Source organism: Thermoleptolyngbya sp. C42_A2020_037, assembly GCF_015272455.1.
Classification (GTDB): Bacteria; Cyanobacteriota; Cyanobacteriia; order Elainellales; family Elainellaceae; genus Thermoleptolyngbya.
This window is the reverse complement of the sequence record NZ_JACYLP010000042.1, coordinates 34,896-56,797: the sequence shown is the minus strand read 5'-3', so window position 1 is coordinate 56,797 and position 21,902 is coordinate 34,896. Positions and strand designations below refer to the sequence as shown.

Annotated in this window: 16 protein-coding genes; 11 read left to right on the top strand and 5 right to left on the bottom strand. The window is 58.3% G+C overall.

The genetic code is table 11. The features are described from left to right. Window positions 1-210: 210 nt before the first annotated feature. On the top strand, window positions 211-2,196 hold the full coding sequence (locus IGS16_RS13785; protein WP_297086327.1) for a DICT sensory domain-containing protein: 1,986 nt from the start codon (window positions 211-213) through the stop codon (window positions 2,194-2,196). Here the strand turns inward: IGS16_RS13785 and hpsN are convergent. Next, on the bottom strand, window positions 2,171-3,130 hold the full coding sequence (gene hpsN, locus IGS16_RS13780; protein WP_297086325.1) for a hormogonium polysaccharide biosynthesis glycosyltransferase HpsN: 960 nt from the start codon (window positions 3,128-3,130) through the stop codon (window positions 2,171-2,173). The two genes, IGS16_RS13785 and hpsN, sit on opposite strands and share 26 nt — an antisense overlap. Before the next feature lie 73 nt (window positions 3,131-3,203). Here hpsN and IGS16_RS13775 point away from each other — a divergent pair, with 73 nt between their 5' ends. Then, window positions 3,204-3,593, top strand: a complete 390-nt coding sequence (locus tag IGS16_RS13775) for a hypothetical protein (protein WP_297086324.1) — start codon at window positions 3,204-3,206, stop codon at window positions 3,591-3,593. A 208-nt stretch (window positions 3,594-3,801) separates the two neighbouring features. Beyond that, the gene (locus tag IGS16_RS13770) at window positions 3,802-4,455 is read left to right on the top strand and encodes a Coq4 family protein (protein WP_297086322.1); all 654 of its coding nucleotides are present in this window, start codon (window positions 3,802-3,804) and stop codon (window positions 4,453-4,455) included. A gap of 25 nt (window positions 4,456-4,480) precedes the next feature. On the opposite strand, the gene IGS16_RS13765 is transcribed toward IGS16_RS13770, so the two are convergent. Then, window positions 4,481-4,876 (bottom strand): VOC family protein, encoded by a 396-nt coding sequence (locus tag IGS16_RS13765; RefSeq protein WP_297086320.1) that lies wholly within the window; start codon window positions 4,874-4,876, stop codon window positions 4,481-4,483. A 52-nt stretch (window positions 4,877-4,928) separates the two neighbouring features. Here IGS16_RS13765 and IGS16_RS13760 point away from each other — a divergent pair, with 52 nt between their 5' ends. Beyond that, on the top strand, window positions 4,929-5,054 hold the full coding sequence (locus IGS16_RS13760) for a hypothetical protein (RefSeq protein WP_297086318.1): 126 nt from the start codon (window positions 4,929-4,931) through the stop codon (window positions 5,052-5,054). 139 nt (window positions 5,055-5,193) lie between these two features. Here IGS16_RS13760 and IGS16_RS13755 read toward each other — a convergent pair whose 3' ends face one another. Further along, window positions 5,194-6,282, bottom strand: a complete 1,089-nt coding sequence (locus IGS16_RS13755; protein WP_297086316.1) for a redoxin domain-containing protein — start codon at window positions 6,280-6,282, stop codon at window positions 5,194-5,196. A 97-nt stretch (window positions 6,283-6,379) separates the two neighbouring features. Further along, the gene (locus tag IGS16_RS13750) at window positions 6,380-6,952 is read right to left on the bottom strand and encodes a gamma carbonic anhydrase family protein (RefSeq protein ID WP_297086314.1); all 573 of its coding nucleotides are present in this window, start codon (window positions 6,950-6,952) and stop codon (window positions 6,380-6,382) included. Between the two features lie 169 nt (window positions 6,953-7,121). On the opposite strand from IGS16_RS13750, the gene IGS16_RS13745 reads away from it, so the two are divergent. Further along, on the top strand, window positions 7,122-7,634 hold the full coding sequence (locus IGS16_RS13745) for a TIGR02652 family protein (protein ID WP_068515812.1): 513 nt from the start codon (window positions 7,122-7,124) through the stop codon (window positions 7,632-7,634). A gap of 12 nt (window positions 7,635-7,646) precedes the next feature. Next, entirely contained in the window at window positions 7,647-8,090 is a 444-nt protein-coding gene (locus tag IGS16_RS13740) for a VOC family protein (RefSeq protein ID WP_297086313.1), read from the top strand. On the opposite strand, the gene IGS16_RS13735 is transcribed toward IGS16_RS13740, so the two are convergent. Further along, the gene (locus IGS16_RS13735; protein ID WP_297086311.1) at window positions 8,009-13,375 is read right to left on the bottom strand and encodes a caspase family protein; all 5,367 of its coding nucleotides are present in this window, start codon (window positions 13,373-13,375) and stop codon (window positions 8,009-8,011) included. The genes IGS16_RS13740 and IGS16_RS13735 overlap by 82 nt on opposite strands. Window positions 13,376-14,710: 1,335 nt before the next feature. Between IGS16_RS13735 and hflX the strand changes: the two genes are divergently transcribed. From hflX to IGS16_RS13710, 5 genes are all read left to right on the top strand, one after another. Further along, window positions 14,711-16,474 carry a GTPase HflX gene (gene hflX, locus IGS16_RS13730; RefSeq protein WP_297086310.1) on the top strand — a complete coding sequence of 588 codons (1,764 nt, stop codon included), beginning with the start codon at window positions 14,711-14,713 and terminating at the stop codon, window positions 16,472-16,474. Window positions 16,475-16,647: 173 nt separating this feature from the next. Next, window positions 16,648-17,667: a UDP-glucose 4-epimerase GalE gene (gene galE, locus IGS16_RS13725; protein WP_297086308.1), complete on the top strand. Its 1,020-nt coding sequence runs from the start codon at window positions 16,648-16,650 to the stop codon at window positions 17,665-17,667. A gap of 320 nt (window positions 17,668-17,987) precedes the next feature. Then, entirely contained in the window at window positions 17,988-18,395 is a 408-nt protein-coding gene (locus IGS16_RS13720; RefSeq protein WP_297086305.1) for a hypothetical protein, read from the top strand. A 54-nt stretch (window positions 18,396-18,449) separates the two neighbouring features. Then, window positions 18,450-21,023 carry a CHAT domain-containing protein gene (locus IGS16_RS13715; RefSeq protein WP_297086303.1) on the top strand — a complete coding sequence of 858 codons (2,574 nt, stop codon included), beginning with the start codon at window positions 18,450-18,452 and terminating at the stop codon, window positions 21,021-21,023. An 85-nt stretch (window positions 21,024-21,108) separates the two neighbouring features. Then, window positions 21,109-21,762, top strand: coding sequence for a type I restriction enzyme HsdR N-terminal domain-containing protein (locus IGS16_RS13710; RefSeq protein WP_297086302.1), 654 nt, complete (start codon window positions 21,109-21,111; stop codon window positions 21,760-21,762). Window positions 21,763-21,902 lie beyond the last annotated feature (140 nt).

Sequence of the window (21,902 nt, the reverse complement as noted above, 5' to 3'; positions counted from 1 at the left end):
CGTTCTTCCCTCTTCGTTCTTCCCTCTTCGTTCTTCCCTCTTCGTTCTTCCCTCTGCTAGCCAGACGACTTCATTCCATCCCCCAATCCTGCTTTAATCTAGCTATTCTCTAGATCTAAGACCGCAAGTTTATCCGAAAATAGGATCACTGCACCCTGCTTTAGCGGTCACCGCTGCTGGATTGTCCGGATTGGATTAAGCAAGCCCTGCATGAGCATTTCTGAATCCGTGCTGGATGCGCTATTGAAGCGATCGCCCCACTTGCGCCCCCAGCTTTATTTCAAATCGTCGCTCACTGCCCTCTCTCACGCGATGGAGGATCAGGTTCTGGCATCCTCCGGCCAACCGCTCATCATTGCCAGCTTCCAGCGCGAACGGTTCTATCGACAGGAATCTCACCGCTACCTCCGCATCGCCGCGCTCACACCCCAGGTCTACGTCCTGGCTGCGCCCGAAACGGACTTCATGAACCGTTCAGAAGAATATGAAACCGTCGCCTTTGACCCCTCTGACCAATTGAGCCAGGAATGGCATCTGGTGGTGATTGGGCAGCAGTATTCCGCTTGTCTGGTCTGTCGCGAGCGCACCAGCCTGCCCAGCGCCGCCGACGCCGCAGAAACGACGATGGATCAAACCCGCCGCTTTGAAGGCGTGTGGACGTTTGACCGCCAGGTGAGCTATCACGCCGCCGAAATTTTGCTGGATCGCATCCTGACCTATCGCCCAGAACTGGCGGAAAAAATCGCCGCCGCCAAGGCCGAAATTCTGCTGCCACAGCCCACCAAGCTGGAAGTAGACCCCGACCCCTTTGCCCAGCGCCTGGTGACTCATTTGCAGGCAGGGCAATACAAGCTGCTCAAGGCCTACCGCTCCATCGCCACGCAGGAGCGCAAAGAGCGCCTGGTGAACTCCATCACCACAGCCATGCGCCAGTCTCTCAACACCGACGACATCTTCCGCGTGGCGGTGCAGGAGTTGGGCAAAGCGATGCAGGTCTGTCGCTGCATTATTTACCGCTGCAAAGACACCGACACTAGCGCCAAAATCACCTACGAATATCGCCGCGATAAGCGCATTGCCTCCCTGGTGGATCAGGACTGGCCGCTGCGAGACAATCCCTTGTTTCAAGCCGTGGCCCAGCAGCAGACCTCAGTGGCGATTCGCGAAGTAATCCCTGCGGGAATCGCCAACACCAGTACCGACCCGCCGTTTGACCTGTCGCCGCTGAAGCCAATTTTGAAGCGAGCATCCATCCGCTCCTGGCTGATGGTGCCCGTGGTGAACCAGGGACGACTGCTGGGCATGGTGGAGCTACACCACTGCCAGAAGGAGCCACACCCCTGGACAGACGAAGAGCGATCGCTCGTAGAATCCGTCGCCTCGCAGTTGGGTGTTGCCATCATCCAGGCAGAGTCTTACGCCAACCTGGAAGACCTGAACGAGCAGCTCGAAGCGCTGGAGCGCACCCGCAGCAACCTGATCGCCATCACCGGACACGAACTCCGCACGCCGCTGTCCACCATCCAGGTCTGTTTAGAAAGCCTGGCCAGCGAACCCGACATGCCCACGGAACTGCGCCAGGTCATGCTCAGCACGGCCCTGTCCGATGCAGAGCGAATGCGGAAGCTGGTGCAAGATTTTCTCACGCTGTCGCGGCTAGAGAGCGGTCGCGTCGAGTGGCACTTAGAACCGCTAGCACTGCAAGAATGCGTCGATCTGGCCCTCAGCAGCCTGCGAACCCGCCAAGCCGACGAACCATTGCCCAAAATCCAAACCAACGTGCCGGGGGAACTGCCGCTGGTCAGGGCTGATGGGGAATGGCTGGTGGAAGTGCTAGCCAAACTGCTGGACAACGCCTGCAAATTTACCGAATCCACCGGAGAAGTGGTGATTGAAGCGCACCAAAACGGCGGCAAGATGCTGGAAGTGACGATCGCCGATACGGGGCGCGGCATCGAGCCAAACCGCCTAGAGGTCGTGTTTGACCGCTTCTATCAAGAAGAAGGGGCCCTGCGGCGGACGGCGGGCGGCACGGGGCTGGGGCTGGCCATTTGTCGGCAAATCATCCTGGCGCTGGGCGGACAAATCTGGGCGGAGTCGGGTGGGCGAGATAAAGGCAGTCAGTTTCACTTTACGCTGCCGCTGGCGCAAGAAGTGACCAGCACCTCTGCTAGGGCAAAGGGCGATCGCTCCTGAGGCTTGAAAACTTTGCGGCGGCGGCTGTGCCGAATGCCATCAGCAAACCCGCCAGATAAAACACCAGCCGGGTAGCGACTTTGAGCGGGTGGCCGCTCTTGTTGCAGGGCGGATTTCCCAAAACGTGGCAGTCAAACAGCTTGGCAAAAAAACGGAGGCACTGGGCCGCCGTTAGGTTTTTCAGCCCCAGCCAGAAATGATTGTGATAGAAGCTGATCTGATAGCGGGGCGATCGCGTCGAGAGGTCATGACAGCCGCCCGTTTCCTCGCCCAGATGCACCAGCCACGCTGCCGGGTCGTACCAGATCATCAGCCCCGTCGCCCGCAGCCGCAGGCACACATCCGATTCCTCTCGCACCGCGCTACCCCGAAACCGCTCGTCGAACCAGAGCTGGTGCTGGGTAAAGAGCGATCGCCGAAAGGACATATTGCAGCCCCGCGCCGACAGCACCCGCTGCGGCTGCACCGTATGCACCAGATCCAGGTGATACCAGGCGATCGCCGGATCGTTTGCTTGCGGCGGCAGTTGCTCGATTAAAAGATCCGGGTCGTCCGCCAGCTTCAGCCGATCCAGCACCCGGCCAGCGATCGCCCCAATTTCTGGCTTTTGATAATGCCGTGCGTGCCTTGCCAAAAAATCTGGCGGCATCTGCACGTCGTCGTCCACAAACACCACGATGTCGCCCTTAGCCTGCTGAATTCCGACATTCCGCGCCCTGGGCAGGCTGGCCCAGTCCACCCGCAGCCAGGTCATTTTGCCTGCTGCGCTGAGTTCTGCCAGCATTGCCTCGGTTTCGGGTTCATGCGCCGCCGTCTGATCCACCACGATGATTTCGTAGGCGGGGTACTCTTGCCGCAGCGCATCCCGCAGTGTGGCCCGCAGCACCGCCTCGCGCCGATAGGTGGGAATGATCAGGGAAACGAAAGGAAGCATCTGGAGAGAGGCGCATCAGCCTCCATCCTGTCGCATTTTGCGAATCTTCGGCTATCCTTCGGGTATATGAGCGTTGGAAATTCAAGGGTTTCGCAGAATGCAGGTGTGGGTGGCAGGCGTGGTGCTGTTTTTTGTAATGGCAGAGCTATATCCCTGGGTCGGGGGTCTGAACTTACCGCTGCCGCTGATGGTGGTGGCCGGGCTGGGGCTGGCGATCGCCTCCAATTTGCCTGCGCTGAAGGGGGGAGGGCGATCGCCCCGCCTTGCGCCGAAGCCTGCACCAAAGTCCGCGCCAAAAACCGCCTCCACGGAAGCCGCTCAACCCGCCAACCCAGCCTCTACGTCGCCCGCAAACCCAATGCCACAGCGCCCGCCTACCCAGCTTCCCAACGTCCACCCCGCGCCACCCGCACCCCCGCCGCGCCCGATTTCCTTCACCATCCGCAAACCGGGTAATTCGTAGTGGTAACTGATGTCAATTTTGGATTTTAGATTGGCGATTTTGGATGACCAGCCTAACCCTTTGCCAGGCTTCCAGCGATTATCCGTAGCGCTGTTTGAGAGAACAGAAAGCAGCCAAAATTCTGGAATCTGGCCCAGCCTTACTGTAGTCTTCCCCATTCCTCTCCCTGTGGACCCCTCTCCTCACCCAAGCTCTCCAGGAGGCTGCTGTGCTGTTTCAAAAACTTCGTCAGCTCAACATTGATTTGCTGAGCGTGGGCAAGGGCACCATTTCTCTGCTGCGGAATGCGGAAAATACAGACTCGGTGTATGACATTGAAGACGGTCTGCGATCGACCAAAGCAATGGCGCTGGCGGTGGAATATGTCAAGCGCGACGAGGCGATCGCCCGCCTGTTTGCAGAACGCTACATCGCGCCGCCCCCCGATTTGGATGCCCTGCTAAAGCTGCCGCCCGACTCCCTCGGCTACATCTACGCCGCCACCCTGACCGCCGCTGGGTTCGACCCCAACTTTTATCGCAAAGTCGAAGTCACCGACGACATCACCTACATGCTGCTGCGGCTGCGGCAGACGCACGACATCTGGCACTTGGTGACGGGCTTTGAAACCAGCGTCTTTGGTGAACTGGGGCTAAAGGCCTTTGAACTAGCGCAGACCCGTCGCCCCATGTCAATCGTGCTAATTTGCGGTGGGCTGTTGAAGACCCTCACCGATGCGCCAGAGTCCCTCGATGGCATCCTCAACGACCTGTCGAAGGGCTACCGCATGGGCATCACCGCCAAGCCATTTTTGGCGCAAAAGTGGGAGGAACATTGGGAGCGTCCGTTGGCTGAATGGCGGCAAGAACTGGGCATCGCATAGGCGCTGGGTCAACCCGAAACCGTGACTATCGCAGCGCATAGTCGGGCTGATACTCTACCAGTTCCACCTCGTTGCCGTCGGGATCGCTGACGTAGAGCCGCAGTCGCGTTTCGGGCGAAGTGTAGGTGTAGTATTCAATGCCGTGCTTTTCCAGGTGCAATCGCATCGCTTCGGCATCTTCGATCACAAAGCCGACGTGGTTGAACCCGGCGCTGGCATAGGCGCGATGAGCCGCCGCAGGCTCGTGGGCATTGTTCAGCGACATGTAAAACTGCTCATTGCCCAGGTGAATCCAGCGATCGCCCTCGTAACTGCCCTCCGCCCGCACGTACCAATCGGGAAACAGCGTTTGATAAAACCGCTGGCTCGCTTCCAAGTCCTGGCAAGATAGATTGACGTGTTCCATCCGTTTGAAGTTCATGACTGCCTCCAGCCATTGGTGTAAGGAGTGTAGTGCGAGGCGCTTTGTGGGGATGGGCGATGAACCGAATCTGACGCTCTGGAATCTGACGCTCTGGAATCTGACGCTCTGGAAGGGGGCGATCGCCAAAACCAAAAAGCCCTCACTTCTTAATCATACTCGTAATGAGTACGGATAGACCCTCCCCGGATGGGTACTTACTCGATAGGCGCTCCTGGATGGGGACTCAAAGGTCAACTAATCCCATAAAGGGCATCAGGCTCTGGACTCACGGTCTGACAAGCCATATTACGAAATTACGAGCTACCCATTACGGACTACTCGACGGCCAAAAACTGCCGATTCTCCTCGCGGATTTGGGCAGCGGCATCGTCGTAGAGGAAGGGCAGGTAGGCGTAGCGGAGTCCCTGCGTAACGGGCGTAGCCTCATGCAGCAGCGAGCAAGAGAAGACGACCGCGCCGCCCGCAGGGGCTTCATAGGTTCGCCTGCCAAATTCGGGAAAACGCAGCTTGCCGCCTTCGTATTTGCCCGTGTTGAGGTTGAGCGACACCGCAAAACGGCGGTGGGCCGTACCTTTGGTGGTGTTGTCGCGATGAGGCTTGAAAAAGCCGCCGGAGTGGCTATCGTAGCAGGCGACGATGTGGCGCTCGATGCGCGTGGCCCGAAACTGGAAGGCTTTGGCGATTTCGGGGACGAGGCGATCGTGAATCCGATACATCGCCGCATTCCGCAGGGGTTCGTCCAAAATTTCCTGGTCTTTTCGCCGCTTGAAGCTGTGGTCGAGTGCAGCAACGGTGCGCCCGCCCACCTCCCGCATAAAGCCCGACTCTTCGCCGCCGTGCTGATTGTAGTAGTCGATTAAGGCTTCGCACAAATCTGGCTCGAACACCCGCGGCACCACCAGCACGGGCGCTTGCACGGCGGCGGGTTCGGCAGGGTTGAGCGGCGGCAATTGTTCGAGGATTTTCACCAGCAGGGCGACGTGTTGTTCGGGCTGGTCGCCAAAGGGCAGCACCCCCAGCACCCGCAGCCGCTCATCCAGGATATACGTGCAGGGCGTGTAGCTCTGGGTGGCTTCGTCCAAAACGCCGTATTGGCGGCTTACCAACTGGTCAAAGTCCCAAAAGAAGCGAATGCCGGGAATGGCTTCCTGCACTCTGGCTTGCGCCTGATCTTCCGGGTCGATGCTGACTCCAAAAAAGCAGCAGTGGGTATCGTCGAACAGCGCCCGATGTTGGAACAGCAGCATCAGCACTTGCTGACTGACGGGGACGCTGGTGGAGGCGAAAAAGCACAGCACCACGTAGCGGCCGGCTACCGAGTCGAAATGATAGCGAGGGTTGCTGGGGGAAGGGGCGGTGAACCAGGGAGCCGGTTCGCCCACCGTGAGCAGTGACCTGGCCATGGCAACGCGTTTATTTTTCCATGCAAAGAACCTTACGTCGATTTTAGGTTTTGGATTGGGGATAGGTCGTCCAAAATCCAAAATCCCTAATCCAAAATCAAGATGACGCGGACGGCAAACGCTCAAACCCCAACTCTGTCCCTGTGCCTGCGTGAACCTGGGCGAGCTTTTCGTATTTTTTGGCGTGGTCGATCAGGTCGGCCACCTCTTCGTCGCTGAGGGAGCGCACCACTTTTGCGGGAATGCCCACCACGAGCGATCGCCCTGGCACGTCTTTCGTCACCACCGCGCCTGCACCCACGATGCTGCCCGCCCCCACGCGCACCCCATCCAGCACGATCGCCCCGATGCCGATCAAACAGCCCCGCTCGATATGGGCACTGTGGATGACAGCCCGATGCCCCACCGTCACGTAGTCTTCCAGCACCGTTGGCTGCCCTGGATCGCCATGCAAAATTGCACCGTCTTGAATATTAGTGCAGCGCCCGATCTCAATCCGTTCCACATCGCCGCGCACCACCGCGCCATACCAAACGCTTGTGCCCTCTGCCAGCAACACCTGGCCGACCACCGTGGCCCCCGGCGCAACAAACGCCGCCCCGGAAAGATCTGGGGCTGGCCAACCGCTGGTGCGATTTTGCTGTGAATTTTCCGTGAAACCCGTAGACAAGCTGTAAACTCCAGTCAAATTTCTTAAGATTGCCAGGATTCGCGCCCTTGCTTCCAGCGAATACCCGTAGAATTGTTTCTAGCTTTTAACTGAGAAAAGCCTAAGAAAAACCCAAAGTTATAATAGAGCCTTGCTGATGCTAGATGGAGACTACGCGGGTCGCGATTTCATGATGAACCCAGCCCTACAGTACCCAATCTTCGGCCCGGAGATTCAGTGTCCCCACTGTCGTCAGACAATTCCGGCATTGACCCTGACCGACACCTATCTATGCCAGCGCCACGGAGCTTTTGAAGCGAATCCCAAAACGGGCGAACTGATCCACCTCCAGTCTGGCCGACACTGGCGGCAGTGGGATAACGAGTGGTATCGCCAGCATACGCATCCCGACGGCATCCGATTTGAAATCCATGAAGCGCTCGATCGCCTCTACACCCAGGGCTATCGTGCGACCCGCGTAATCATTGCTCGTCGCTACCAGGATTTGATTAGCACCTACCTCGACCGCAGTGCCCCGTGGCGCGGACAGGCAGACGCTAGCACTCGCCCCCGCCTCTACGGGCTGCCCGTAGAGTTCAGCCCTGATCCAAAGGAAGAGCCGTGCTGGGATGTGATTAATTTTGACCTGGAGAAAGAGCCGGGTGCGCCCGTGCGGTATCCCTACTTTCGGCTGTTTGAATAGCCTGCGCCAGCCATGCACCACGCTTCGATTCGCACTGCCGATATCTTTCGGGCGATCGCCTTTTACGAGCGGCTGGGCTTTGCGGTATGTGAGCGGTTTACAGCGGGCATCACGCTGGGCTGCTGGATGGAGGGACTGGGCGGACGAATCGAGCTATTGCAAGTGCCCCAGCCTAAGGCCGCAGCAGATGCCTTTGAGGATGAGCATTACACGGGCTACTATCACCTGTCGTTTGACCTGACGGAAGCGGTCGAGAGTTTGCCGGATTGGTTGGAACAGTTGCAGCGGGACTTTGCCCAGGCTGCTGCCGCAGGCGAGGGCGATGCGCTGAAGGTGCTGCTAGAACCGACGCAGCAGATGATTGGCGATCGCATCTACGAAGTCGCATTTATCGCTGACTCAGACGGGTTGCCGCTAGAGTTTATCCGGGTGCTGGGGGAACGGGTAGGCGCGTAGTCGCTACCCAAGTCCACCTGGGGGCACTCGTTGGATGAAAGGCGCAGATAGCGGCGGCACTCGTCGGGGCTGAGTTGGCGAAACGTGCGATCGCGAGCCAGCTTCAGCAGCACGTCCCAGGTTGCCGCCCATAGATACAGGCGGCCGTTGCTGGCTAGCGTGGCGACGTAGTTGCCATCGGGCGTAAAGAACACCCGCTGAATGGTGACGGGCGACTCGGTGGCGGGCCGCAGTTGAGCCTGCTCTGCCCCTGTGTGGGGATTCCACAGGCGAGCCGTGCCGTCACTGCCTGCGGTGACGAGCGATCGCCCGTCGGGGCTGAACTGGGCATCTAGCACTGGACCTTGGTGGCCGCTCAGCACCATGCGCGGATCGCCCGTGGTGGCATCGGAAATTCGCACCGTGCCATCGCGAGTGGTGGTGACAAGGCTCAACCCGTCGGGGCTAAAGCTGGCGCTGGTGAGCGGGGCCGTGTGGCTGAGGATGCCCTGTCGCCGCCCGGTTTGGGCATCCCATACAATCGCGGTGCGGTCTGCCCCGGCGGTAACAATTCGCGTGCTGTCTGGGCTAAAGCGGGCCGTGGCGATTGCCCCCTGATGCCCCTCTAGTGCTGCCACCATCTCGCCCGACTCGACTCGCCACAGGCGCACACGGTCGTCGTTGCCCAGTCCCAACAGCAGTTGGTTATTCGGACTCAGCGCCAGGTGTTGAATCGTAACGGGAGCCGAGGATGAATTATCAGATGAGACCGTAGAACCCAGTGAAAGCTGGTGCAGCCGTGTGGCGGCGGCTGAGCCGGGTAGCGGTTGCTTATCAGCCGACTGAACCCGACGAATTTCAACCTGCCCTTCGCGAGTGGCGATCGCCATCAGTTCCCCATCTGCACTCAGCGCAAAACTGGTCAGCCCCGATGTGCCCCCTGCATCTGCCACCCGCGTAGCCAGCGCTGGGTTTTGCTGAAACCGGGACAGAATCTGCTGGGTGATGCTCGGCTGCTCTTGCGTCTCTTCGGCAACGGTTCCAGAAGGAGCGGGCTGAGATGCAGTTGCGTCAGCGCTGGAGGTTGGGTTCGCAGCAGGGCGATCGGGCGGCATCCAGGTTTTGATCTGCTGCCAAAGCGCTTTCGGATTGAGCCGATGCAGGTGGATCGCGTCGGGCATTTCCTGAGCCACAGTTTCAACGTAGGGAGTCATCGAGCGATCGGCGTAAAACGCCCAGTTTTGCAAGATGCCCTCAGCGGTGACCAGTGCCAGACCAAGTGTTCCAGGCAGGGGAGCCGTCGAGTCGAGCAGGCTGTCTGCGGATTCCGCCATCAGCGCATCGGCAGCGTCCTCCGCCCGTTTTGCGGCCAGGGTGAACTTGGGGGGTTGGCGCAAGCTCTGGGGAGCCGTATCACGCCGAATCGACAGCAGCGCCCCATTTGCCGGAAGCCCGATCTGTCGTCCGCTGCCCCGTTCGTCGCCAGAAGAGGCGGTTTTACTTTGCAACGCTGGCGCGATTCGCGAAGCGATCCCTGCGGGAATCGCCAGCTGCACCCCGCCATCGGGCAGAAACGCCAGCCAGGACACAGCACCTTCTGGAATAGCGATGCTGGGGAGTTCCCCGCCTGCCTCAGCCGACCACAGGTAGACATCACCTGCGTCATCTCCGGTTGCTAGGTGGGTTCCCCCAGGGTTAAATTGCAGGCGGGTTACAGGGCCGCTAGGATTTTGCAGTAGCGCCACAAGCTGCCCCGTGTGCGGGTTCCAAAGCTGCGTGGTGGCCCCGCTGACGGCGGCCAACAGATTTCCTCGCGGACTAAAGGCGATCGCCCGCACGATGGGCTGCGGAGTCTTCCCCTGCCCCACCGAGAGATCTTGCTGCACCTGGCCAGTCCGCAAGTCCCACACTCGGATGGGCTGCCCAGGCGACACCGCTGCCAGCAGGGTTTCATCGGGGCTGAACTGAAGCTGGCTGAGGGCGGGCGGCCGCTGAGCAGTCTGGGCAAACCCTGTGAGCGTCATTTCCAGCGTGCCCGTTTGGGGGTTCCACAGACGGGCAATGCCATCGGCTGCCGCCGTTGCAATCCACCGGCCGCTGGGGCTATAGGTGGCGTGCAAGACACCGCCCGTGTAGGGCAGAGCCACGTGCTGCTGGAGGTCGATGCTGCCTGTGAGCGTCAGGGTGGCCGGGGCTGGGGGCGTGGGTTGCGCTATGTCACCTGCTGCGGCAGCCGCTTCTGCTTCTGGGAACCCAGGCTGAGCAGGCATAATTTTCCAGATCTGCACCATGCCCGACTGTCCTGCAATCAGCAGGGATGGCTCCTGGGGGCTAAACTGGAGCGTCTGGATCGGCCAATCCTGTGTGAGTTGTGCCACCTGCTGGCCAGTTGCAACGTGCCAGAGGGAAAGGGTGCGATTCCCGTTGGGATCGCTTCGCGCACCGCCCACGGTGGCCAGCCAGTCGCCATCAGGACTAAAGCGAAGCTGAGTCGCAGGCTGGGCCATCGGCAGGGTTTGCGCCAGGGTTCCCGTGTCCACGTCCCAGAGGTAAAGCTGCATAGAGGATTTGGCAATCGCCGCTAGTGTCTTTCCATCTGGGCTAAAGGCTATTTCAAGAATCTCTGCCTGAGCGTCGCCCGGCCAGGTCAACACCCGCAGCGGCTCGGCTGTGGTATTGGCATAGATGACCTGATCGGGGCTGGCCCACAGGCGAATGCTGCCGTCGGCACTGGCTGTGGCGAGATAGCGGCGATCGGGACTGTAGACCAACTGGCGAATTGCGCCGCGATGCCCTGGCAGCCAGATTTGCAGCCGCAAGTCTTGGAGCGCAGCCCGCAGGCTCGATTCGGCTTCGTAGGTTGCGCCCTGGGCCGCTGCCAGTCGGCTGACCACGAGGGCCGCCATCGCGTCTTGGTCTGGCTCTTGCAACATCGACTGGGCGATCGCCGCCCGCGCCCGCGAGGTGGCCACCATCGTCTGGTAATCTTTCTCGGCCTGCGTTTTCACGGTGGTGCGATATTGCCCCAACGACAGCGCCACCGCCAGCGCCACGGCAGACGGCACAGACACCTTTACCCACAGGGCCTTGCGACGAACTCGACGGTTTTCGGCATCGCTGACGCTGAGAAATTCCCGGGCCAGGGTCGAAAGCTCCTGGGGATAGGTCTTTTGGAAGCTGATGGCATCCTGGAGGCGATCGCTCCCTAGCAAATACTCGTACCGGGTGGGTTTGCCCAGCTTTGCCCACTCTAGTGCCGCCTGCTCAATCCGCCGCTGGCGACGCAGCATCTCGCGGCTCTCATCCAGCCAGCCCCGCAGCAGGCTCCAGTTGCGAATCAGCGCCTCATGCACGACATCTAGCAATTCTGCCGATGGACGGTTCCGCGCTGCATCTTCCCCCCGATCGCCCTCGCCGCCCCGACTGGTGACCACGAGCTTGCTGGCGACTAGCTTTTCCAGCGTGCGCTCGATCAGCGGTCTGGGAAACGCGGGGCTAACTAACTCATCCTTGGCAGCCCGACGGCGCGTGTCTTCGGTGCCTTCGCCCAGCCGAGTCAGCGTCAGGAAAATGCGCCGCGCCGCCGCCTGCTCATCCGGCTCCAGGCAGTTGTAAATGTCAGTCGCCCGCTTTTGCAGCGTGCCGCGCACACCGCCCAGTTCTGTGTAGGCATTGAGGGTCAGCTTGGAGGGTGCGCCCTGGGGCGATCGCTCGCGTTGTTCCCACAGTTCCCGCAGCGTATATTGCAGCAGCGGCAATTCCCCCGGTGCCCCAATCACATCCAGCAGTATGGTGTAGACGAGATTGGGTTCGCAGATCAGCCCGGCCCGCTTGGCAGGGCGCACAATCGTATTTTTAATCTGCTCATAGCTCATGGGCAGCACCTTGAGAATCTGCCGCTTGATCTGAGCCGCCAGCCCCGCATATTGCAGGCACTTGCCAAAAAAATCCGCCCGCAGCACGACGACTATACTGAAGCAGTCTTCGGACTGGGCCAGAGCGCTGGTCAAACACTGGAAAAACTGCTGCCGCAGGGTCTCCGCCTGAGAGCCACAGCAGAGCGTAAATACCTCCTCAAACTGGTCGATAATCAGCACTAGGCGCGGACGGGCGGCCCCAGAGGGAAGCGTGGAGACTGGGCTGGAAGTCGGACTGTTGGGCAAGCTAGCCCGAACCAATCGCGCCAAACCCGTGCCGCCGCTTTGCAAAAAGGTCTCTGCCCGCTGGATTTGCTCTGCCCGCTCGATCTCTGGTGCATTTGGATCGACAAAAGCGCTGGCCAGGCTCCGCAGGGGGTTTTCGCCCGGCGTAATCAGCTTGAGCCGCCAGCGATCGCTGCCTGCGAGCCGCTGCCCTCGGCGCAGTTCATGCATCAGCCCGGCCCGCACCAGCGACGACTTGCCGCTGCCCGACGCACCCAGCACCGTGACAAAAGGACTCGTGCGGAGTCGTTCGACCAGTTGATGGGTCAGTTCTTCGCGCCCAAAGAAGAAGTCGGCGTGTTCTTCCTCGAAGCACTCCAACCCGCGAAAGGGGCAGATCTCCGGCTTTTCCGGGGTTTTGGGGAGAAGGGGGGAAGTAGCCGTGCCGCAGCGCGTCAGAATAATTTCGCTGCCAGAGTTTTCAAACAAGGGCTGCTGGAGTTCGTGCTTGAGGCGATCGCTCACCCAGGCCGTCAGGTAATGCGCCGTCACAGTGCCCGTGCTGGCGTGGCGCGGATCTAGCCCTTCCAGCAGCGCTTGGGTCAAAACGCTGTAGTCGCTATGGAGCGATTCGTAGGCGGCTTCATATTCCCGCGAGGCCGCAATGAACAGGCGATCGGTGCCGGCCCGTGCGCCGGGGTCTGCCTCCAACATGTTGAGCAATTCGCCGCTGTGGCAGCAGTCCAAAATCACAATTCGCTGCCGCACCGGGCTTTCTTGCAACAGCCGCCGCAGCCAGTAGAGCGACAGTCCGTAAAATCCCGCATCGGGGTGGGCATCGCTGACCGCGAGGTAACCTTCGTGAATCCCCGCTTCTTTTTGGATGCCATGTCCAGAGAAGTAAAACAGCGCAGTCTGGGGAATATTGCTGCCTTTGGGCTTGAATAAATTGACCAGCGCAGTTTCTAAATCTCGTAAGAAAACGGGAGTAGATTGACCGATTTTGGGTTGCCCCGCCTGCACAACCTCTGGCAACCGCTGCACTCGAAATTCGCCGTAGGTTTGCAACATTTGGGCGATCGCTTCTGCATCTCTAGCGGGGGCTTTGAGCGGCTGCAAGAACTGATAAGCATTAACTCCAACAACGAGTGCATCCCGAGACATGACCCAACTCCTCACACACAACAAACAAGGCTAGCTGTAGTAACTTCGACGGTGAATTTGACGATTGATGCTGCTATCCATAGACATGGAAAATAAGATGACAAGAAATAGGTGAAGACAGATGAAAGGAGAATTCTGGCGCTGTCAACCCATAGGTGATTCCAGACTTTGACTGATTTGAAACTGCTTGAGCCAATCAGGATAATTGAGGTTGAAAAATCAAGAAAACGCTCGAAAAGCATGACAGATTAGCAGTCATCGTGCCGCACGATCTCTGCATCTGGATATTCTCGGTTTCTAAAGTAATCTAGAAGGTAGTTATAAACTTGCGTAGCCCAGTTGCGATCGCAACCCCCACAGAGATTCCTTGTAGGATGAGGCGCGTTTGCCCAGGATAGACAAGGGTTGCATGATTACCCGCATACCTCACTCGCTTTAGAAGCGATATCAAAAGGCCAATCTAAGACAGTCAGTCAACACAGACGCTCAATAGAGTCGGATAACCTTGTCAAACGTCAAACTCTTCTCAAACTTAAGTCAATTCAGGAGGCCGAATTCAAATCATCAGAAACGATTTCACAACTCAGCTTCTTCGAGGCGGTCTTTGGAAACTACGAGGAACCCCTGATCCTCGAACAGCTTGAGTAGCTTTTGGGCACAGAAGCCTGCTTTTTCAAAGCTTGCTTGCCAAAATACCCCAAAGCTTTTAGGTTTTGCTGTTTATTGTTTCTTTATTTTTCCCTACCCGTATTTGTTTTTTTGTTTCATTGGTCAACACTGCGCTACTCTCAAGAACAAGATCAACTAGAATTGAAAAAACCTGAATCAGCTTTACTAATCCAACTATAATCAAAACCAAGTTTTAATAAAAAGAGGGCAAAACCCCTCATTTGAAAGCACTTCAACCCTTTATTAGTCGATATTAATTAGGTCTTTAAGGCGCAAAAAACATTACGTCAATCCGCCAAGACGCTGAAGGTTTTAGAACAATTTAGTTGATTACTATCGATCGTAAGATTAGTCTTGATGCGTTTATGTATTATCCCGGAGTTTCTCTCTTGAAACCTGGTGCGATGGCGATCGCCCTGCGTATTTTCTCTGAATTTACTTGCGTGGTATCCGTGAAATATGGCGAAATGAGTCAAGCTTGAATCTTCACAAAAGATTTGCACAACGCCTACACCACGCCTGATGGATCGTTTTGCTCCGCCATTTGCCCGAAGTTCGACTCAAATCGGCACGGATCTCAACTCTTATTAACCTCCACACAGCCATCCCAGACCTGCCATGTAAAATGAGGGAGTCGAGCTAAGGGGATCGGACTGCCGATCCGTTGTGCCTATCGAAACGATTTTTGGCAACTTGCAGGGACTCAAGCCCAGCCAGATCAAGCAGTTGCAGCGGCTCTATCACCAGCGACTTCCGGGCGATCGCCTGACGACCCCCGAATTTGCCCAGCGCCTCGCTGCCGTCAGCACTGAGATTGGTCAGCCCGTTTGCGCCTATATTAATCGTCGGGGACAGGTGATTCGCGTCGGAGTGGGCACTCTGCGACAAACTCAAATTCCGCCACAAGAGCTCCCGCGATATGGTGCAGAGCGTCTCAGCGGCATCCGCTGCGTGGCCACCAAGTTCAAACCCGAACCGCCCAGCAGCGCGGCCCTTACCGCAATGGCGCTGCAACGATTAGATGCACTGGTGCTGCTGGTGATGACGGGCGAAGGCTTTGAGCGACGCGGCGGCGGCGCAACGGGCTATATCCGCGAAGCCTATCTGGCCCACCTGATTCCCCATCCGGAGGCCAACTGGACCGTTTCGCCGCCTCTCAGCCTCGATCGGGTCAGCCAGCAAGACTTTCTGGAGCTAACCGAAGGGCTAGAGTCAGAATTTCGCCGCGAGTTTGTGGCGCAGCAGGTCGAAGTCGATCACGATCGCGCGTTGCTGGTGGGCGTAATGACCGACAACCTTTCGGCTCAGCAGTTTCAGGCTGGGCTGGAGGAACTGGCGCGGCTGGTAGAAACGGCAGGCGGCGACGTGGTGCAGGTTCTCTCGCAAAAGCGGGCCCACCCCCATCCCCAAACCGTTGTAGGGGAAGGAAAAGTCCAGGAAATTGCCCTAGCCGCCCAGACCGTTGGCGCAAACCTGATCGTGTTTGACCGGGACTTGTCGCCTGCCCAAGTGCGAAATCTGGAGGCGCAAATCGGCGTGCGGGTGGTCGATCGCACGGAAGTGATCCTCGATATCTTTGCCCAACGCGCCCAGACGGGGGCTGGCAAGCTCCAGGTGGAACTGGCGCAGTTGGAATACACCATGCCCCGGCTAACCGGACGAGGGCGCGACATGTCTCGACTAGGCGGCGGCATCGGCACGCGAGGCCCGGGGGAAACCAAGCTAGAAACCGAGCGACGCGCGATTCAGCGGCGGATTGCCCGGCTGCAACAGGAAGTCAACCAGCTCCAGGCCCATCGGGCCCGGCTGCGACAGCGCCGCCAGCATCGGGACGTGCCTTCGGTGGCGGTGGTGGGCTATACCAACGCGGGCAAATCTACCCTGCTGAATGCGCTAACCAATGCGGAGGTCTATACTGCCGACCAGCTCTTTGCCACGCTCGACCCCACGAGCCGTCGCCTGGTGGTGACGGATGCCGAAACTCAGGAACCTGTGGAACTGGTGCTGACAGATACGGTGGGCTTTATCCACGACCTGCCGCCGTCGCTGGTGGATGCCTTTCGGGCGACGCTAGAAGAGGTGACCGAAGCAGACGCGCTGCTGCACTTGGTGGATTTGTCGCATCCGGCCTGGCAAAGCCAAATCCGCTCGGTGATGAAGATTTTGAGCGAAATGCCGATTACGCCAGGGCCGGCGCTGCTGGTGTTTAACAAGATTGACCAAGTGGATGGCGAGACGCTGGCGCTGGCTCAGTCGGAGTTTCCGCAGGCGTTGTTTATCTCGGCGGGCGATCGCCTCGGTTTGGGCACCCTCCGACAGCGCTTGCTGCAACTGGTTCATTACGCCGTGTCGATGAACGCAGAAATGGGCGAACTTCCCGCATCGGATTCCCCCGCTCAGCAGTCTCGCCGCTCCTACGACTTCCCCTAGCGATAGGCTGAGATTGGAAGAATCAAGCCCGGATGACTCCTGATCCAGGCTTGATTCTTTCCGTAAAAATCGATAAATTCACTAAAACTTCATAAAAAAAATTAAACTTGCCTGGTGCTTTCCCAGTAGACATAGGTAAGTATCAGATGGCACTTCGCGTTAGGGGTTTAGTCATGGGTTCAACCAATCGACCGACGATCTTGGTGACGGGGGGTGCGGGGTATATCGGCTCCCATGCGGTGCTATCGCTCCAGCAAGCGGGATACGAGGTTCTGGTTCTGGATAATCTGGTGTATGGGCATCGGGAACTGGTCGAAGACGTTCTGAAAGCGGAACTGATTGTCGGAGAGATTGGCGATCGCCCTTTGCTCGACCAAATCTTTGCCAGCCGCACCATCGACGCAGTGATGCACTTTGCCGCCTATGCCTATGTGGGCGAATCGGTCAAAGAACCCGCGAAATATTACCGCAACAACGTAGTCGGCACGCTGACGCTGCTAGAAGCAATGCACGCCGCCGGGATCAACAAGCTGGTGTTTTCTTCCACCTGCGCCACCTACGGCATTCCCAACGTCGTGCCCATCCCTGAAGACTATCCCCAAAACCCCATCAATCCCTACGGCGCGACCAAGCTGATGATTGAGCGAGTGCTGAAGGACTTTGGCGCAGCCTACGGTCTGCAATCGGTAATTTTTCGCTATTTCAACGCAGCGGGGGCTGACCCAGACGGACGGCTTGGCGAAGACCACAACCCCGAAACCCACCTGATTCCCCTGGTGCTGCAAACGGCACTGGGGCTGCGCGATGCCATTCAGGTGTTCGGCACGGACTATCCCACCCCCGACGGCACCTGCATCCGCGACTATATCCACGTGACGGATCTGGCGTCGGCCCATGTGCTGGGGCTGGAATACCTGCTCAACGGCGGCAGCAGCAATATTTTTAACCTGGGGAATGGCAGTGGCTTCTCGGTGAACGAGGTCATTGAGGCGGCTCGTCGGATTACGGGCCGGGACATCCCGGTGAAGGCGTGCGATCGCCGCCCTGGAGACCCCCCCGCGCTCATCGGCAGCGCCGACCGGGCCCGGGACGTTCTGGGCTGGCAGCCGCAGTATAGCCGCATTGACGACATTATTTCCCACGCTTGGGCCTGGCACCTGAAGCGGCATGGAAGCACTCTGGTTGCCTCATAGCCAGGGTTCCAGATTATAGGCAGGACTTACGCACTTGCGGTAAGCTCCTTGGGGTTTGGACAACTTCTCGCGGGCACAGCCCGCGAGAAGTTGTCCAACTGCGTAAGTCCTAATAGGGTTCATCAGGTTTCCAGAAGCAGGGCCCAACGTCTTTGAAGCCAGATTGCGATAAATCTACTCGTCAACCCGGTATTCTAAGCAGCAAGGGGCAACTGACCGTTTGAGTGATGCCTCTCGGAGTGATACTACTCGTGGCGATCGCCCTCCGAGTGACAAGCCTTTTGTAAGGCTAGCAAGGTATGCAGGCGGCGGCGAAGCCCTTGTCTTCTCCGGACAGCGCCTACCCTACCCTGCAAAAAAATGTTACGTCCGGGGCGATCGCCAGCAGCTTGTTAGACAAATCGGTGTGGGAACCTGTGAAGTATTTTTTTCTATCGGACGGTTGGACGGTGGGGCGCGTGTGGGAATTTGGCGGGCTTTGGGATGAGCGGGCCTGGCGGCGACCGCCCCACATCCAGCGGATGCAGCTTTCTATCGTGGAGCGGGGCGAACGTCTCTGGCTGCACCAAGTTGAAGAGTCGGTGCTAATGGTAGAAGTCTGTCCATCGCCTACGATCCAAGCAGACGGATCGAGTGCATCGATTGGGCAAGTGGTGCTAAAGCGGCTGATCACAGCAGAGCAGGTGCTAGAACTGTTGTGTGGAGCCGATCTGGAGGCAAAATCCTAGTCTCCACTGGACTGCGGTCAACTGCGGTCAACGGTCAACTTTACGGGTTCAGCCATGACGCTTCCGTCCATCGATTCCCACGATTCCCAGTCCAGATCCCAATCTTGGCTGCTGTTGCTGCTATTCACCAGTTTGATCGGCGGTCTGAGTTTGCTATCTGCGCTGGTGGGGCAGAGCGCTCAGGCTCAAACCCCAGACCTGTCGCAGACGCTAGAAGCGGCAACCCGCCAGGATGAGGCCGATCGCCTGCTGCGAGAGGGCGTGCAGGCCTATAGCGCCAGTCAGTTTGCCGTTGCGCTAGACAGATGGCAGGCGGCCCTGGCGATCTATCAGGAGTTGGGCGATCGCCCCGGCCGCACGGTTGCGCTAACCAACATTGGCGAAGCCCACCGCAGCTTGGGGCAATATGTCGAAGCCATCGCTGCCTTTACCCAGGCGCTCCCCATTGCCCAGGAAACGGGCGATCGCCGTCGGCAAGGGCTGATTTTGGGCAATTTGGGCGTGACCTATTATTCCACGGGCGACTATACCCTGGCCCTAGAAAATTTGCAGCAGGCGCAAGCTATTGCTCAGGACTTGGGCGATCGCGAGGGCATCGCCACAGCGCTGCTAAATCAGGCGGTCGTCTATCGGGCGCTGGGCCAGCCAGAGGAGGCCGATCGCCGCGTGCAGCAAGCTCGGACGGCTGGCGGCGAGGGAGAGGTGGCTTCGCAGCCCACTGGGGACACGATGACTCAACTGGAACGAGAACTGCGAATTGCCCAGGAACAGGGCGATCGCCAAGGCGAGGCTGCGATTCAGGGCGCTATTGGCGTGCTGTGGCTCAACCAGCGCCAGTATGACCGGGCGATCGCCGCCATGCAAAGCCAGTTGGACATTGCCCGCGAGATTGGCGATCGCTCCCTCGAAGCCACTGCCCTCAACAACCTGGGACTGGTGCATGTCGAGCTTCAGCAATATCCCCAGGCGATGGACATGCTGCAAGACTCGCTGCTGGTGAAGCAGGAAATTGGCGATCGCGAGGGTGAAGCCCGCACCCTGGCAAATCTGGGGCGGCTGTTTCTGGAGCAAGACCAGCCCGCAATGGCGATCGTGTTCTTGAAGCAGGCGGTGAACCTGTGGGAAGCGCTGCGGGCCGGGCTGCAACAGACCAACCCCGACATTCAACAAACCTACACCGACCGGGTATCCAGCACCTATCGCCTGCTCGCAGATTTGCTGCTGCGCCAGGATCGGGTGCTGGAAGCGCAGCAGGTCTTAGATTTGCTCAAGGTGCAGGAACTGGACGACTATCTGCGCGACGTGCGCGGCAACGAGCAGACGGGGCGCGGCATTGCCCTCTCTGAGGAAGAGCGAAACATGCTCAACCTCTATGATCGGGCGATCGCCCAGGGGCGAGAACTGGCCAGACTGCGGGCGATCGCCCCCGACCGCCGCACCCCCGCCCAGCAGCAGCGCCTCGCCGTGCTGGTCGCCGCTGAGCAAAATTTGGCCCGCACCTTCGACGATTTCCTCAATCGTCCAGAGGTGATCGCCGCCCTAGATCAGCTTAGCCGCACCACGCGCCGCCAAAACATTGACCCGGTGCAGTTCACCGCGCTGCAAAACAATCTGCGAAACCTAAATCAAAACGCCGTCTTGCTCTATCCGCTGGTGCTAGACGATCGGCTAGAGCTAATTTTGGTTACGCCCTTTTCGCCGCCCATCCGCCGCACGGTGAACGTCCCGCGCAGCCAGCTCAATCAGGCAATTTTGGAACTGCGGCAATCCCTGACCGACATTCGGGTCAACCCCAGACCCAGCGCTGAGCGCCTTTACAATTGGCTAGTGCGGCCGCTCGAAGCAGACCTGGCCCAAGCCAACACCCAGACGATTGTCTATGCCCCAGACGGGCAACTGCGCTACATTCCGCTGGCGGCGCTGCACGACGGCACGCAATGGCTAGCCCAGCGCTATCGGGTTAACTACATCACTGCCGCCTCCCTCACAGAGTTTGATCGACGGCCCCAGCGCGACTTGCGGGTGTTGGCAGGGGCGTTTGTGCAGGGTGAAGTCAGTGTGCGAGTGGGGATGCGAGAACTGCGGTTTCCGGGGCTGCCGTTTGCAGGCATCGAGGTAGAGAATATTGCAGCCCAGATCCCCAACACGCAAAAGCTGATTGATGCCCAGTTCAGCCCCCAGGCAACCATACCCCGCATGAATGACTATACGGTGGTTCACCTGGCGACCCACGCGCAGTTTGTGGCGGGTTCGCCGGAGGAAACCTTTATTGTGTTTGGAAATGGCGATCGCGTCACGCTACAAGATGCGTCGCGCTGGTCGTTGCCCAATGTGGAACTGATCGTGCTGAGCGCCTGCCAGACCGCCGTCAGCGGCGAGAGCAATGGCGAAGAAATTCTGGGATTTGGCTTCCAGATGCAGCGCACCGGGGCCAGAGCGGCGATCGCCTCGCTGTGGCGGGTCAACGACGAAGGCACCGAAGCGCTAATGACCCAGTTTTACCGACTGCTGAATCAGAAAACAATCTCCAAAGCAGAAGCCCTCCAGCAGGCCCAGATCAGTCTCATTCAAGACAACCAGCCGCCGTTTTTCTGGGCCCCGTTTATCCTGATCGGCAATGGACTTTGAAGCGAGATTTTGATATCTGATAAAAGATTTGTTTGATAAAAGATTTGTCCCTAATGAGATAGGATTCCGGTGAAGGGAACCCATAATGGCAAAAGTCATTGCAGTCACCGACGCGGTTAAAAGCTTATCTGAAATGGAAGCCCGGTTTGGATTACGCCGGGTTGAGGATGAGCAATTTTTTACCGAATGGCAGCAAGAGTTGCCGGAGTTGAATGATGCTGAACGGGCAAAGCTGCAAGTTTTGCGTCAACGATTGCTTTATCATCGGGCTGAAGGGGATTTGCTGGAAGGCTTGGTGATGCTGCTAGTGGCTTCGCCTCTTCTGGAGCAAACCGGATTCTATGATCCGCCCTTTCGGATGCAGGCAGAAGCAGGCGTGGAAGTGACGGTTATAGATGGCGAAGAGATTTTGCGGGGGCGCATTGATGTTTTGATTATGCAGCGGCAGTTTTGGGCGCTGGTGTTGGAATCGAAGAAAACGACAATCTCAACGCGATCGGCATTGCCTCAGGCATTAGCCTACATGATGGCAACCCCTGAGTCAGACCAGCCCCAGTACGGAATGTTGACCAATGGGGATGATGTGCTGTTTATCAAGCTAGTGCTGCGACCAGAAAAACAGTACAGTTTGTCGTGGGTATTTTCGCTCTATACGCTCACTCAAGAGTGGCAAGGGGCATTACAGGTACTAAAGAAGCTAGCGCGGATCATGGAATCGGCCCAAGGTACTTCTGGATGATGATTTCGCAGGGTTGAAGAGAGCGAGCGGGAAGCCTCCCCAATCACTTGCAAGTTTTGAGTGAACAAGCTTGGATTGGTTTATTTTGTTCAAATGCTTGCCTGCCCGGTGCAGCATAGCGATCAATCCGGGCGATCGCC